The organism is Paenibacillus sp. EKM10P, from assembly GCF_011800655.1.
Lineage (GTDB): Bacteria > Bacillota > Bacilli > Paenibacillales > Paenibacillaceae > Paenibacillus > Paenibacillus polymyxa.
In genome coordinates, this window is record NZ_JAALET010000005.1 from 161,450 (window position 1) to 176,568 (window position 15,119).

The 15,119-nt window shown below is 46.1% G+C and carries 13 protein-coding genes and 1 other annotated feature; of the genes, 3 read left to right on the forward strand and 10 right to left on the reverse strand.

Annotated features, from left to right (window positions below; genetic code table 11):
* The first annotated feature begins 3 nt into the window (after positions 1–3).
* Positions 4–1,761: an ABC transporter ATP-binding protein gene (locus HFE01_RS15280; RefSeq protein WP_025364676.1), complete on the forward strand. Its 1,758-nt coding sequence runs from the start codon at positions 4–6 to the stop codon at positions 1,759–1,761.
* Positions 1,761–3,851: an ABC transporter ATP-binding protein gene (locus HFE01_RS15285; RefSeq protein ID WP_107734211.1), complete on the forward strand. Its 2,091-nt coding sequence runs from the start codon at positions 1,761–1,763 to the stop codon at positions 3,849–3,851. Before HFE01_RS15280 ends, HFE01_RS15285 begins: the two co-directional genes overlap by 1 nt.
* 112 nt (positions 3,852–3,963) lie before the next feature.
* On the opposite strand, the gene HFE01_RS15290 is transcribed toward HFE01_RS15285, so the two are convergent.
* From HFE01_RS15290 to HFE01_RS15300, 3 genes are all read right to left on the reverse strand, one after another.
* Positions 3,964–4,932, reverse strand: coding sequence for an S-layer homology domain-containing protein (locus HFE01_RS15290; RefSeq protein ID WP_107734212.1), 969 nt, complete (start codon positions 4,930–4,932; stop codon positions 3,964–3,966).
* Between the two features lie 276 nt (positions 4,933–5,208).
* The gene (gene argS / locus HFE01_RS15295) at positions 5,209–6,933 is read right to left on the reverse strand and encodes an arginine--tRNA ligase (protein ID WP_107734213.1); all 1,725 of its coding nucleotides are present in this window, start codon (positions 6,931–6,933) and stop codon (positions 5,209–5,211) included.
* Positions 6,934–6,992: 59 nt separating this feature from the next.
* Positions 6,993–7,251, reverse strand: a binding site (T-box leader).
* A gap of 77 nt (positions 7,252–7,328) precedes the next feature.
* Positions 7,329–7,658, reverse strand: a complete 330-nt coding sequence (locus HFE01_RS15300; RefSeq protein WP_016821017.1) for a four-helix bundle copper-binding protein — start codon at positions 7,656–7,658, stop codon at positions 7,329–7,331.
* A 264-nt stretch (positions 7,659–7,922) separates the two neighbouring features.
* Between HFE01_RS15300 and HFE01_RS15305 the strand changes: the two genes are divergently transcribed.
* A complete protein-coding gene (locus tag HFE01_RS15305; RefSeq protein WP_016821016.1) occupies positions 7,923–8,438 on the forward strand; it encodes a MogA/MoaB family molybdenum cofactor biosynthesis protein in 516 nt (171 codons plus the stop codon).
* 64 nt (positions 8,439–8,502) lie between these two features.
* Here the strand turns inward: HFE01_RS15305 and HFE01_RS15310 are convergent, their stop codons facing one another.
* From HFE01_RS15310 to pduL, 7 genes are all read right to left on the reverse strand, one after another.
* A complete protein-coding gene (locus HFE01_RS15310; RefSeq protein ID WP_019687018.1) occupies positions 8,503–9,966 on the reverse strand; it encodes a nicotinate phosphoribosyltransferase in 1,464 nt (487 codons plus the stop codon).
* 126 nt (positions 9,967–10,092) lie between these two features.
* Positions 10,093–10,659 (reverse strand): cysteine hydrolase family protein, encoded by a 567-nt coding sequence (locus HFE01_RS15315; protein ID WP_107734214.1) that lies wholly within the window; start codon positions 10,657–10,659, stop codon positions 10,093–10,095.
* A 67-nt stretch (positions 10,660–10,726) separates the two neighbouring features.
* Positions 10,727–11,515 (reverse strand): NUDIX domain-containing protein, encoded by a 789-nt coding sequence (locus HFE01_RS15320; protein WP_013370763.1) that lies wholly within the window; start codon positions 11,513–11,515, stop codon positions 10,727–10,729.
* A gap of 65 nt (positions 11,516–11,580) precedes the next feature.
* Positions 11,581–12,003 (reverse strand): PaaI family thioesterase, encoded by a 423-nt coding sequence (locus HFE01_RS15325; protein ID WP_016821013.1) that lies wholly within the window; start codon positions 12,001–12,003, stop codon positions 11,581–11,583.
* 122 nt (positions 12,004–12,125) lie between these two features.
* Positions 12,126–12,578: a YlbF/YmcA family competence regulator gene (locus HFE01_RS15330; RefSeq protein WP_016821012.1), complete on the reverse strand. Its 453-nt coding sequence runs from the start codon at positions 12,576–12,578 to the stop codon at positions 12,126–12,128.
* A gap of 83 nt (positions 12,579–12,661) precedes the next feature.
* The gene (gene miaB / locus HFE01_RS15335) at positions 12,662–14,215 is read right to left on the reverse strand and encodes a tRNA (N6-isopentenyl adenosine(37)-C2)-methylthiotransferase MiaB (protein ID WP_019687016.1); all 1,554 of its coding nucleotides are present in this window, start codon (positions 14,213–14,215) and stop codon (positions 12,662–12,664) included.
* A 297-nt stretch (positions 14,216–14,512) separates the two neighbouring features.
* Positions 14,513–15,085: a phosphate propanoyltransferase gene (gene pduL / locus HFE01_RS15340; protein WP_016821010.1), complete on the reverse strand. Its 573-nt coding sequence runs from the start codon at positions 15,083–15,085 to the stop codon at positions 14,513–14,515.
* Positions 15,086–15,119: the final 34 nt, after the last annotated feature.

The following is a 15,119-nucleotide window of genomic DNA, read 5'->3' on the forward strand; positions in this document are numbered from 1 at the left end:
CTCTTGTTCTCAGTACTCAAAAATTTAGGCTGGTTTTTTAAAAGAGAACGAAGCCGATACGCCATTGGATTGTTTTTGCTGATTGCGGTTGGCGTTTTGGAGCTTGCTCCACCTCGGCTGCTAGGCAGCGCCATTGATGAGATTGTACGCGGTTCGATTTCCTGGTCCTCGCTTTGGCGTTATATTTTGTACATCATAGGCATTCTTGCCGTCATCTACTACATTACGTACATATGGATGCACAAGCTGTTTGGTGGTGCTAATCTGGTGGAGCGCCTATTGCGCACACGTTTTATGAATCATCTGCTGCGAATGACCCCTCCATTTTTTGAACGCAATCGTACAGGCGATCTGATGGCTCGTGCCACGAACGATCTTCGATCTGTCGCAAGTACAGCAGGCTTCGGTATGTTGACATTAACGGACTCCACTGTCTACCTTACCGTTGTATTGGTTGCCATGGGCACCCTGATTAGCTGGAAGCTAACACTGGCGGCCATTCTGCCCCTTCCTTTTATTGCGCTGGCCATGAGTATTTACGGTAAAGCCGTACATGAGCGTTACACACTAGCACAAGATGCATTTGGCGATATGAACGACCAGGTGCTGGAGTCGGTGGCTGGTATCCGTGTCATTCGGGCTTATGTGCAAGAACGAATGGACGAAAAACGTTTTGCCGATATTACTGAGGATGTGTTTCGTAAAAACTTGGCAGTGGCCCGAATGGATGCTCTCTTTGAACCAACAATCCGTTTATGTGTAGGACTTAGTTACGTTATCGGACTCGGGTATGGTATTTATCTGGTATTTCATAACGATATCACGCTAGGCGAACTGGTATCTTTTAACATGTATCTAGGAATGATGATTTGGCCGATGTTTGCCATTGGCGAACTGATTAACATTATGCAGCGCGGTAGCGCTTCCCTGGACCGGGTCAATGAAACTCTCGATGTCCAGCCAGACGTTCAGGATGTAGCCCAACCTGTTCCAGTGGATCATCCCGAATCCATCACTATGAAAGACGTGACTTTTCGTTATCCTACCTCCACGGTTGACAATCTGTCACATGTGAATCTGGAGCTCAAACGTGGAGAAACACTAGGTGTCGTCGGTCGAACAGGCAGTGGAAAATCCACTTTGCTCAAACAGCTATTGCATGAATATCCGACTGGCAGTGGTGATATTTTAATCTCCGGCACTCGGCTGGAGGACATTGCAGCGGAACAATTACACAGCTGGATTGGCTACGTGCCGCAAGAACAAATTTTGTTCTCCAAATCGGTGCGCGAGAACATTCAGTTCGGAAAGCCTGGGGCCGATGATGATTACATCATGGAAGCGATCCGTACGGCCGCCTTTGATCAGGATTTGGGAACCCTGTCCGATGGGCTGGATACACTCGTCGGAGAAAAAGGCATCGCCCTGTCCGGCGGTCAGAAGCAGCGTGTTTCGCTTGCGCGCGCCTTTATCGGTGATCCGGATATTCTAGTACTCGACGATGCACTATCAGCAGTAGATGCCCGCACGGAAGCACGTATTATTGACAATATCCGTCATAAACGCTCGGGTAAAACAACCTTGATCTCCACCCACCGTCTATCGGCTGTAGAGCATGCAGATCGGATCGTCGTGCTGGAGCAAGGACGTATTATTGAGGAAGGAACCCACAATGAGCTGCTTCAAGCTGACGGATGGTACCGACAACAATATGAACGGCAACAAGTGGAATCTGATCTGACCTCAGGGGAGGTATCCTAATGAAACTCAATATCGGCAAAAGGCTGTTCCAGTATGCACTGACGAGCAAAGCGGGTTTTATTGCCGCTCTCATCGCCCTGGCTATTGGAGTAGCCGCTGAGCTGGCCGGTCCCTTCATCGCCAAAACGATGATTGACGACCACATGCTCGCTATTGAAAAACCATTTTATGAAACGACTAGTGTGGACGGCACTATAAGTTATGCTGGAACCCATTTTAAACGTGAAGATCGCTTTGAGGCCGGGGAGACCAAAGGGCGCGAAGCGAGGATTTTACAAGTCGGCAGATCTTTTGTATTTGTCGATGGTTCCGTCCAGGTAGCGGATGGTAACCGATCCTTTACGAACGGTACGCTGACCGTGACACGCGGCTCCGACACCTTTCGTTATAAAGCTAAGGCTCTAACGGCTGATGAGCTGTATAGCTTTTACAAACCGGAAATGCCCGGCATTTTTCAGCTGATTGGGTGGTATTGCTTCTTTTTAGTCGTTTCGATTTTTGCCGAGTTCGGCAAAACATACTGGCTGCAATCCTCGGCGAACAAAGTCATTCAGAAGCTTCGGCTTGATCTCTATGCACACATTCAGCGCTTGCCAGTTTACTTTTTTGATAACTTACCCGCAGGCAAGGTCGTATCCCGTGTTACGAATGACACGGAGGCAGTCAAAGATTTGTTTGTGGCTGTACTCTCAAACTTCACTTCAGGGATTGTAACGATGGCAGGGGTATATGTGGCACTCTTTCTACTGGATTTCAGACTGGGTCTTATCTCTCTATTTATTGTACCGTTGCTGATCTTATGGATTGTATTGTACCGCAAGGTTGCAACCCGCTATAACACGATCATCCGATCCAGGCTCAGCGAGATTAATGCGATTATTAATGAATCCATTCAGGGGATGTCCATTATTCGTGTATTCCGGCATCAGAAACAAACACAGCAAGAGTTTGAAGAGTTAAATGATGACTATATGAAGCATCAGAATAAAATGCTGAATTTGAACGCTTTTACTTCGCACAATTTGGTCAACGTGTTGAGAAACCTCGCCTTCGCTGTCGTGTTGTGGTATTTTGGATCTGCGGCGCTTGGCACTACAGGTAGTGCGATATCACTAGGGGTATTGTATGCCTTCGTCGATGTGCTGGGTCGATTGTTCCAACCTATAACGGGGATGGTCAACCAGCTCGCCGTACTGGATACTTCCATCGTATCCTCAGGACGCGTATTTGAATTGATGGACGAAACTGGAGAGCCGGTGACAGATGGTACGATGCCGCGTTACAAAGGCCAGGTAGAATTTAATGATGTTTCCTTTGCCTACAAAAAGGATGATGTGCTTAAGCATATTTCCTTTACAGCACAGCCCGGCCAAACGGTTGCTCTTGTCGGGCATACCGGATCAGGTAAGAGCTCGATTATCAACCTGCTATTCCGGTTCTATGATCCGCAAAAAGGAACGATCACCATTGACGGAACGCCTGTCAAAAGTATTCCTAAGCAATGGCTTCGCCATCATATGGGTATTGTGCTTCAAGACCCATATTTGTTCACAGGTACGGTAGCCTCTAATGTCAGTCTCGGAGATAGTAGAATTACGAGAGAGCAGGTGAATAAAGCGCTGCATGACGTTGGAGCCGACAAACTGCTAGCCCATTTGCCCCAAGGATTTGATGAGCCTGTTATTGAAAAAGGCAGCACCTTATCCGCCGGGCAACGTCAGCTTATTTCTTTCGCTCGCGCGTTAGCCTTTGATCCGGCCATTTTAATTCTGGATGAAGCTACCGCCAATATTGATACCGAAACGGAAGCGCTCATCCAATCTGCTCTTGAAGTGCTCAAAAAGGGACGTACGACCTTTATCATTGCCCACCGTTTGTCCACCATTCGTAGTGCAGACCAAATTTTGGTGCTGCATCGGGGTGAAATTGTTGAACGGGGTAGCCATGACGAGCTTATGGCCCAGGGTGGACGTTACTTCCAAATGTATCAGCTTCAGTCAGGAACGGTTGCAGCAGAATCTGCATCTTCCTCAGCTACACCTTCTGCGCAAAATGACTTGCTTACAGGTAAAGTCGCATTTAAAGCTTAAATAATACTAGAGCCTGGGGCTAACAATTAATATTTAGCATGAAAAAGCCAGCGGTCTCCATTCATATTGGGGACTCGCTGGCTTTATTTTATATATGACATATCTTGTCGTTTTATTTAGCTACAGACGTGCCTGTACCTGTGGGAGGAAGCACTGTTCCATCGACTGCTTTGAGCGTAACCTTATACTTACTGTCTACCAATGTACTGGTATGGGTATCCGTAATGACTTGAATGTTCATTTCACCCGGTTTTGGACTCGTCAGCTTGTAGTAAATGACTGCATTCGTTTCATCTACGTAGTCGATGTGATCCACTTCAATGCCATAACCCGGATTAGGTGCCTGCAGACGAGTGATGGTCACTTTGTTCTGCTGGTCATTCGCCTTCTCTATGCTCATACTAATATTGGTTTGTTGAGCCGGGTCTACAGGCTCAGCTGGATTTTCCGGAGTGGCTTGCACCGGTTTATGATTTTGTACAAACTCGGATGCATGATAGACCATTTCAGCTGCCTCCATCCGCGTTACTTTACGATCCGGGTTAAAGTTACTCTTTTCATCCAATGTTGCAATTTTGGTCAACAAAAGAAATTGAACTGCTTCGTTCGACTCTTGGTCTAATTTTTTGCCATCTGCTATGTTAATAAGCATACGGACCGTTGGATATTCCCCCGTTGCACTCACTGCTTTATACAGAATATTCGCGAATTGCTCCCTAGTCATGCGGGTACTTGGATCAATATCCGGTGACAGAGGGATTTGGTGCTGGACTGCAATCCGATAGGAATCGGCATACCATGCGGAAGTCGGAATGTTTGCAAAGGAGCCCGTTGTAAAATCAGGCATAACCTGAAGATCCATCGCCCGAACAACCAAGTGTACTCCTTGTGCATACGTGAGCGTTTGATCCGGTGCAAACTTATCCTTGGTTATCCCTTGAATAATTCCTTTGTTCTGAAGTGAACTTACGATCTTCTCCTGCTCAGCTCCCTTTATATCACGAAAGGCAGAAGCCGACGTAGCCACAGCCAATGAACAGACGACAAGCAGCGCAGCTGCCACGCTTTTATTTTTGATCATGAGATACACCTCCATGTTTACTTTGCTTCTATACTTACGGACGCAATAAAACCATCAAATGTTTCAAATATGCACAAATTGGTTGCAAAACATTGGAATACCCTGCGATTAGTGTAACCCGTCTTGCTCTTTTCTGCTCACCATCTCCATGCAAACCCAAAAGTGTCTATGATAGTTTTCCTTTTGCAGCGCCTTTTAGAGAAAAGAGCTAATTCGCAGTAATTTTAGCTAGCAAAAGCAGCAGTGCACCTAACAAAAATACCCACTTGTGGTAGCTTACATCCGGTTAGGGGCTTTCAGTCCAAGAAGTCGCAGTGTACTTGCCAGCATATCTGCAGTCTGTTCCGCCAACTGAATGCGCCACTGTCCACCATCGACAATCCTTTCCTTAGCATAAAAACGGTTGAACGCCTGTGCTGTATCCAATGCAAATCTAGCAATAACCGAAGGTTCCAGTTGCTGAGCAGCACGTATCAGCTGCCCGTGATAGCGATCCAACTGCTTAAGCAAGGCCCAGCCTGCGTCACCCAGCATTTCATCCGAAACGATATTCCATTCAGGAGAATGCCCTTCTTGACCAAGGACGTTGTCACTGGAATTAGAATCAACCTCAGCGCGAGCGCGAGCTTTCTCCAGAAGGCTGCGTATACGCGCATGGGTATACTGCACATAAGGGCCAGTCTCACCTTCGAAGGTCAATGCCTCCTCCAACGAAAAATCCACTTCATTCAGACGGTTATTTTTTAAATCGCCAAAAATAATCGCTCCGATGCCGACATCTTCTGCTATTGCCTCTTGTTCCAGCAAATTGGGATTCTTCTCCGTAATAATGGCTTGAGCACGCGCTACAGCTTCATCCAGCACTTCCTCCAGTCTCACCACCTTGCCGCGTCTTGTGGACATTTTTTTGCCTGCAAACCGCATTAAACCAAACGGTACATGCTCACATTGCTCTGCCCATGCCTCCCCTGCATGCTTGAGCACCGCAAATACCTGTTGGAAATGTAACTTCTGTTCCCCGCCAACGACATACAGCAGCCGATCAGCCTTCATCACTTCATGACGATAAATCGCTGTTGCCAGGTCACGGGTGGGATAAATGGTGGTCCCATCCTTTTTCAAAATAAGACATGGTGGCAGCTGCTCGTCTTCCAGACGAACCACAAGTGCCCCATCACTTTCCTCCAGCAGTCCTTTTGCTCTTAATTGGGCAACAACTGCCTGCATCTTATCATTGTAAAAGCTTTCCCCCAACACATGGTCAAACGAAATGTTAAGACGTTGGTACATACGATCAAATTCACCCAGACTGACTTCAACAAAAAACTCCCATAGTTGTTGAGCCTCAGTATCCCCGTGCTCCAAACGTCGGAACCACTCGCGGCCTTCATCCTCCAAAGACGGGTCATGCTCAGCCTCCTGATGAAAACGGACATATAACTTCAATGATTCCCCGATCGGATCCTGTTGTAGCTGCTCTTCATTGCCCCATCTTTTATAGGCCGCAATTTGCTTGCCAAATTGTGTCCCCCAATCCCCTAGATGATTCACACTAATCGGTACATATCCGGTTTCACTAAGTATGCGATACAAGGCGGCACCGATAACAGTAGAACGAAGATGACCGATACCAAATGGTTTGGCAATATTGGGCGAGGACATATCAATTACTACTCGCTGTCCATGCCCAATATTGGGCTTGAGAAACTCAGTCTTGCTCAATTCAGCTAGCATAGGTGGAATATGAACAGATCGATCCAATGTAATATTTACATAGGCACCCGATGCTGTAGCGGTTAGACCCGCTTCATGGCTTACTAGCTCTGCCAATTCCATTGCAATATGCTGTGGAGACTTTCGAAATTTCTTAGCCAGCACAAAACAGGGAAACGCCACATCTCCCCATTCAGGCTGCGGAGGCACCTCGAATAAAGATAAAACTTCTTTCTCCTCCAAGCCCGTATGAGCTAAAATAGCTTGGGTAGCAATCATCAACAACATGTTCCTCTCTCCTTCTTTTTATAGGATCTAACAAAAAAAGCCCTCGTCTCTTGATATAATCAAGAGACGAGAACTTCGATATCCCCGCGGTACCACTCTTCGTAAATCGGTTGTGTAGATAAAGCTAGCTTACACAAATCGCGATTTCACTCCATTGACAAATAACGGTGTCAGCCGGGTTGATCTACTAGAAGTTCTTATCGTTGGATCAACCGTCTCCCGGGTGCGCTTCACATCGGATTTCATACCGGCTTCCACCTCTTCCGGCTCGCTGTAATGATACGGTTCCGTTGCTACTCTCCCGTTCCTTGACGTTAATTCCCACCATTATACAAACCTATTTAGTAGAAAGCAACCTTTTATTCCCTCTTCAGGGACTAGTTCTGTATATGTAATTACACTGCCACCAATTGGCGACAAGCCTCAACACAATGACGGCAGGCCTCTGCACAATGTTTGCAATGATTATGGGAATGCTTGCTGCATTCAGCAGCACATACCTCACAGGCTTTGGCGCATAGCTCACAGATTTCCTCGGCAAAATCCGTTCCGCGCTGCAACATTTGAGCAGCAAACCCACATATCTCTGCGCATTCCCTACTCACTCGAATACATTCACGCAGCATAGCTAAATCATATTCCTTCAAACTTGCTACATAGCATACATTGCAAGCGTTCATACATTCCAGGCAAGCATCCACGCATTTTTGGTATGAATGATTCATAATACAATTACCTCCCAGTTGTTGATCCTGCTGTACTATTACCCGCTGAGCCTTGAAATTAATCAATTGATGTTCGCGCTTTCAACAAAATAAACCCAGAAAATCCCGACTTATGTAAGGAAGTGTACTATATTCCAAGGTGCAAGCGCAAGGATATTAATCACATAACTTTTTATCCCTCGTTTCTGACTTGCATCCAGTCGGTCATTCCTCTATTGTAAAAAAAGAATATGCTTAACCATGAATCAAGGAGTGAAGATTGTAATGAACATAACATCTGTAGAGGAGCACCGACGGGAGTCTCCGCAGCAGGTTAACTGCATGGTCGTGACCGTCTCTGATACACGAACCATGGAAACCGATACTGGGGGCCGACTGCTCAAGGAACTACTAGAAACGAATGGATATAAGGTTGTTCGATATGTTATCGTCAAAGACGACTATGAGGGTATCCGGCAGTTGGTAACCGAAGCTGCAGCACATGAGGACATCGAGGCTGTACTTTTAACAGGTGGTACTGGCATTTCTCCGCGTGATACTACATATGAAGCCATCTCCTCTTTACTGGATAAGGAACTACCTGGCTTTGGTGAAATCTTCCGTTACTTAAGCTTTGCTGAGGACATTGGATCAGCAGCTATATTAAGCCGGGCTGTAGCGGGTACTGTGGGCCAGACAGCTGTGTTTTCTATGCCTGGCTCCCGCGGAGCCGTTCGTTTGGCAATGGAACGCATTATTGTTCCTGAACTGCGACATGTGATGAGAGAAATTTATAAATAAGCTCCTATTCCACACATGCGCCGACACAAAAAGGCACCCCATATGAATGAGGTGCCTTTTCACATTATTCTTTTTCTTCAACTTCGGGCTGCATGTAGCTATCAATCAGCTTTTGCTTCAGCTCCCATACCTTCTCACTAAGATTAACACGATAAATTTCAGGATTCAGCTTCCGCAAATATTCTGGCCAAAACAGTTTCAACTGTGAAGCATGATAGGCACGAATTTCATCCAGTTCGGGAAGCTCGTATACCTTCTGTCCATTTATAAAAATAGGTTCAAGCATCGGTACAGCTTCGTAATTTTCAACATACTTCTTCATATATGGATGCAAAGGGTTAAACAGCTTCAGGCGCTTACCATTGCGCGGACGTTCTTCATCCGGGAAAGAAATGTAATCAGCTACAGCTCTCCCTTTCTTCTTATCCACAATGCGGTATACATCCTTTTTGCCTGGTGTAGATACTTTTTCCGGGTTACCCGAGATCTTAATCGTCGGCAGCATTTCACCGTCTACTTCCCGCTCAACCAGCTTGTACACTCCGCCTAATGAAGGTTGATCTGAAGCCGTAATCAGCTGTGTTCCTACACCCCATACATCAATACGTGCACCTTGGGCTTTTAGATTGAAAATCGTATTTTCATCCAAATCGTTGGAAGCAACAATTTGTACGTAATCCAAACCTTCGGCATCCAGCATTTCCCGGGCCTGAATAGATAGATAAGCCAAATCACCGCTATCCAAACGGATGGCATTCATACGCTTGCCTTGACTCTCCAGCATCTTTGCTGTCCGAATCGCATGAGGAACACCGCTCTCCAGCGTGTCAAAGGTATCTACCAGCAATGTAACCTGATCTGGCAAAACCTTCGCGTACACGTCGAACGCCTCTTGCTCCGTCATAAAGGTTTGTACCCATGAATGGGCATGTGTTCCTTTTGTCGGAATCCCAAAATGTTCGCCTGCCAGCATATTAGAAGTCGCATCGAAACCTGCAACATAAGCTGCACGCGCTCCCCAAATCGCTGCATCTGCCTCCTGCGCACGCCGTGTACCAAATTCGAGCAGTGTATCGTCACTGGCCACCTGCTTGATACGCGATGCTTTTGTCGCAATGAGTGTCTGGTAATTCATAAAATTCAACAACGCCGTCTCGACAAGCTGCGTTTCCATAATTGTTCCTTCAACACGGACCAGAGGCTCATTTGGAAAAACAAGCGCCCCTTCTTTCATCGAATGGACCGTTCCGCCAAACTTAAACTGGCGCAATGCCTCCATGAACATGGGATCGTACTTTTCCTCCTGCTCTGACAGATAGCGAATGTCCTCTTCTGTAAACCGCAAATTTGAGATGTAATTCACAATGCGTTCCAGACCAGCGAACACGGCATATCCATTACCGAAAGGGAGCTTACGAAAATACGCCTCGAACACAGCTTTACGTTGGTGACTTCCGTTCACCCAATGGGCGTACATCATATTAATCTGATATTTATCTGTATGTAATGCGAGGCTCGTTGACTTCATCGTATCATCCTCTCTGACTGTCCCTGGTCCCTGGCTTGGTGACGGCATACCGTCTTGTCTGCCCAGATTCAGCAATATCCGACTCCATTTTGTTATCGGACATTGGTGCACAATCATTCAGTTATTTTACTTCTTCTGGCGCAAAAGCGTATCTTCAGCCGACCACACCGTGGCTCCAAGACTTCCCTCAAAATGGCCCAAAGCCCAGTCATGTCCCGCCTGATTAAAGCTCGCCACAGCGTCCTTATATACGGTAATAGCAAAACCTTTGTTATAAGCATCTACAGCCGTATGCAGCACACAAATATCTGTACACACACCAATCAGATGTACTTCCAGAATCCCGCGTTCGCGCAACCTGAGTTCCAGATCTGTACCAGCAAAAGCACTGTATCGTGTTTTATCCAACCAGTAGATACGATCACTTTGTTGCTTATAAAGGCTATGGAGCTTCCCATACAATTGTCGTCCATCGGTTCCACGTATATTATGTGGAGGAAACAGCTTACTCTCCGGGTGATAAGGGTCATTCTCCTCATGTAAATCAACAGCCATGACAACAAAGTCCCCTTGCTCTACATAGGCCTGCGTGATGGCTGTGATCCGTTCATCCAGCTCAATCGCAGGTAGCCCCACAGGCAGACTACCATCCACAAAATCCTTCGTGTAATCAATAACAATCAGTGCCTTCATCGTACAGTCAGCTCCTTATCATCAAAGTGAGATTGCACGCTCTATGCGTAACCTATCCCAATAAACGTTACGTATAGATAGATAAACGCGGTACCCTATCACTAAAGCGATATAACTGGGCCGGTCTTTGTGAATATTGATTGGAACTCAGCGGTTTACCATTCTCATCCCGAACCTCTTCCAGTATTCCTTGTCTGCTACGAGTCGATGTTATTTTGCGAATAAAATTCGGCTCTTCGAAATCCGGTACGACGCTCTGAATCACCTGATACAATTCACCCAGTGTAAAATGTGGCGGTAAAAACTGCTTGGCTATCGTTGTCTGAAGCATCTGCAACTGAATCTTGCGATAAGCATCGACTATGATATCCCGGTGATCGAACGCCAGCTCCAATTCCTCCAACGCTTCTCTGATCGTAAATAACCCGACCTCAGAAGCATCATCAGCCGCTTGCCGCTGCTCTAGCATCCATTCCTCTACCAACGCAAAAAAAGCATGCGATATGATCCACCCGCGCGGATCACGGCCTGGTCCACTATATACGCCCAAATACTCCAGATGCCCGCCGTCTACACCGGTTTCCTCTAACAGTTCCCGCTTGGCCGCTCCATATATGGATTCATCTTCTTGACAAAACCCTCCAGGCAACGCCCAGCGTCCCGCAAACGGCCAACTCCGGCGCTTGATGAGCATCACTTTCAGCTCACGAATCGGCAATGTCTTTGTTACCGTCTTGCGCTCACGCTTCGTTAAAGTAAACATTACGATATCCGCCGGAGCACCATCCGGGGTACGGTATTTCTTAATGTTATAAGACGCCTTCTGCGCCTCTTCGTTTATACGATTGCTATCCATTGGCATCACCATATTATATCGTTTTGATAAATTCATTATGACATAATAAAAATTTTTGTCAAGCGTTAGGCCTTACCTGAGTCACTTGCTTGTTGACGCAACACTCGGAACGTTGCTGTAGCTGTACAACCGAGTGTACCTTCGCTATCCCTTACTTCTGCCTCGGTGGTTATAGTGCGGCCTCCCTGATGAATAATCCGTGCTTTAACCTCCAGTCGTCCTTGTCCCATGGCTGACAAGAAATGAACATTCAGGTTCGTTGTTACACATGGATCCATATTTCGTGAAGCCATACTGACCATCCCCATCGCCTGATCCATCAATGAAGTGAGCACCCCCCCATGTACAATCCCCATCACATTGGTATGATGTTGTTTGGCCTCCAAAGCGATATGTGCCTCGTTAGCGTCAGCTGTGATCAGCTCACATCCTAAATACTCCCAAAAGGTATTATCTTCACCCTCTAGCATCTTACGCAACTTATCCATTCCCTCTCTTCCATCCCTTCTATGCTGTCGCAATTCTCTTGATGTCCCATGAACATATACGATGACTAATTGCTTCCGAAAAAAAGGCGTGGAAGCTAAGCCTCCACACCACAAATCTTATTCTAGTCACTGCAATTAGAGGAGGAAGTGACCTTCCCCTCTTCTACGTTCACCTTTTCAGCAACCGTATCACGGATGGCCGTGATCACCATTTGCAGTAGCTCATTAATTTCCACCTGGCTCTGCTGAAACTCTGTTACAATTGGAATACCGTCAAGCTCTTCCTGTAGCTCCTGAAGTTCAGCCTCTATTTTAGCAATCATTTTTTGATTCTTTAAAGATTCAAATGCTACAATTTCCTTTTGCTTCTTCTTCATCGTTGCAATCAGTTGCTGGATGCGCTCATGATCCTGAATCTTTTCTTCTGCTTTCCGGAACACCTGTACTTCCTCACTGCTGCCCAGAATACCCGCCAACTCTTTGGCCTTTGCCAATATCATATCGCGATTGACCAAATGATCATGCTGGCGCGCCGCCGATTGAAGTTCTGTTTGTTGCAACCGCTCCTCTGTCATTGTCCATCGCTCCTTTTCTCACTTAGATGGTCTTGCACGCAGCCTTTTATTCAAACCGCATGCAGCCCGCTAGACTGTTCTTTTTATCCGTTAACCGCTACTGGCGTTTGAACCAAGTCACCTTTAATGTAGAAGGTCATAGGTTCTGTAATTTTAACTTGGACAAAGGAACCAATCAGATCCTTCGATCCTTCAAAATGAACCAGCTTATTGGAACGAGTCCGACCAGCAAGCACGTTGCTGTCATTTTTGCTCTCGCCTTCCACCAGCACTTCCACCACTTCGCCACGCAATCGACTATTAAAGCGAAGGCTGTTTTGATTCACAGCAATGTTCAGACGCCGGAGACGCTCTTTTTTTACCGACATAGGCACATTATCTTCCATCGAAGCCGCTGGTGTGCCTTCACGTGGTGAATAAATAAATGTGTAGGCAAAGTCATAGCCCACTTCACGCACCAAAGATAGAGTATCTTCGAACTGTTCGTCTGTTTCACCCGGGAAACCGACGATAATATCCGTTGTCAGAGAAGCATGCGGAACAGCTGCTTTTATCTTCGCGGCCAGTTCCAGAACACGCTCACGAGTATATTTTCGGTTCATTTTCTTCAATATATCCGTATTACCGGATTGTACAGGCAAATGAATATGCTCCACCAGATTGCCACCCTTACCAAGGACTTCAACCAAATGGTCGTCAAAGTCACGCGGATGAGAGGTCGTAAAACGTACACGCGGAATATTGATTTTGCGCATATCATCCATCAGATCTCCGAATCTGTAATTCATATCCTTCAAATCCTTGCCATAGGCATTGACATTCTGACCCAACAAGGTAATCTCTTTAAATCCTTGACGGGCCAAATCCCGTACCTCAGCAATAACATCCTCTGGTCGGCGACTTCTTTCCTTACCACGTGTGAAGGGAACGATGCAATAGGTGCAAAACTTATCACAGCCGTACATGATGTTTACCCAAGCCCGCATACCCTCGCGCTTCTTCGGCAGGTTTTCGATAATGTCGCCCTCCTTGGACCACACTTCGACCACCATTTCTTTGCTAAAGAGTGCTTCCTTAACGAGCTGAGGCAAACGGTGAATATTATGGGTACCAAAGATCATATCGACAAAACCATGTTTTTGCATAATGCGGTTCACGACATTCTCTTCCTGCGACATGCAGCCACACACTCCGAGCAAAAGTCCTGGCTTTTCTGTTTTGAGATGCTTGAGGTGACCCAGCTCACCAAACACTTTATCTTCCGCATTTTCACGGATAGCGCAGGTGTTCAGTAAAATGATGTCTGCTTCCTTCCGATCCTCGGTTGCCTGGTAGCCCATTTGCTCCAGCAAACCTTTGATTGTTTCGGAATCATGCTCATTCATCTGGCAACCGAATGTATATACGATATAATGCTTGCCCTCACCGATATGCTTTAGCTCATCCGGGACTGCGTTATCATACAATACCTGTACGTCCTCTTTACCACGCTGCTTTTCTTTTCTATGGTTCGGCTCCGCCATAATGTTGATTTCACGTCCGCGAATACGAATCTTTTTGCTATGCTCATCTTCAGAAATAATCTTCGCATCCGAGAAATCAAAATATTTGGAGTAATCTTTTGTTTCCTTAGCCATTCGCTGGTCACTCCTTACACCATCTATTTCACGAGCTAATTTGTGATTTACTGTATCTTTAGGCAGTTGGTTATTTTATTTTATGCTCCAAAAAACCTTTGAAAAAGGCATTACACTAAATTATAGCATGATTTATAGGTCATAGCCATAGATCATCCCCGGATACGAATCAGATGCAGTGTGATGCACAAAGTTTTTTATGTATAAGGTGAGCATTGGTGTATTTATAGTATATAAAAAAAGCCCGACTCTTTTGCAAGAATCGGACTTTTACAACTTGTGTATTCAATACGTGTATTAGTCTACGATTTCAGCAGTGTCACCGTTTTTCACACCGGCTCCGTTCGCTTCATCCGTGTCAATATGCATATCCAAAGCAAAAGAATCGGACACACGTGCAAGAACATTTTCAAATACAAGGCCACGTTCGCCGCCAACACGTACTTTCAGCAACTGCTTGTCCTTAATGTCCCATTTAGCTGCATCGGATGTATGGAAATGGATATGGCGGGCTGCTACGATAACGCCTTCTTGCAGTTCCACTTCTCCGGCTGGTCCTTTCACTGTAATTCCTGGTGTACCATCAATGCTACCGGATTCGCGTACAGGTGCCTTTACACCAATAGCAAAGGAATCTGTGCGAGAGATTTCCAGTTGGGAAGCTGGACGAGCTGGTCCCAAAATGCGAACCTTATCAAATTGGCCTTTAGGACCAATTACAGCTACCGTTTCATTTGCGGCAAATTGTCCTGGTTGGGACAAAGGTTTAAATTCAGTCAATTGATAGCCTGCTCCGAACAAGATTTCAATATGCTCTTGAGTCAGGTGAATATGACGGGCGGAAACGCCGACAGGTACGATTTTAGTCATCGTGTGGTCACTCCTTTTTCTCTATACAATACTT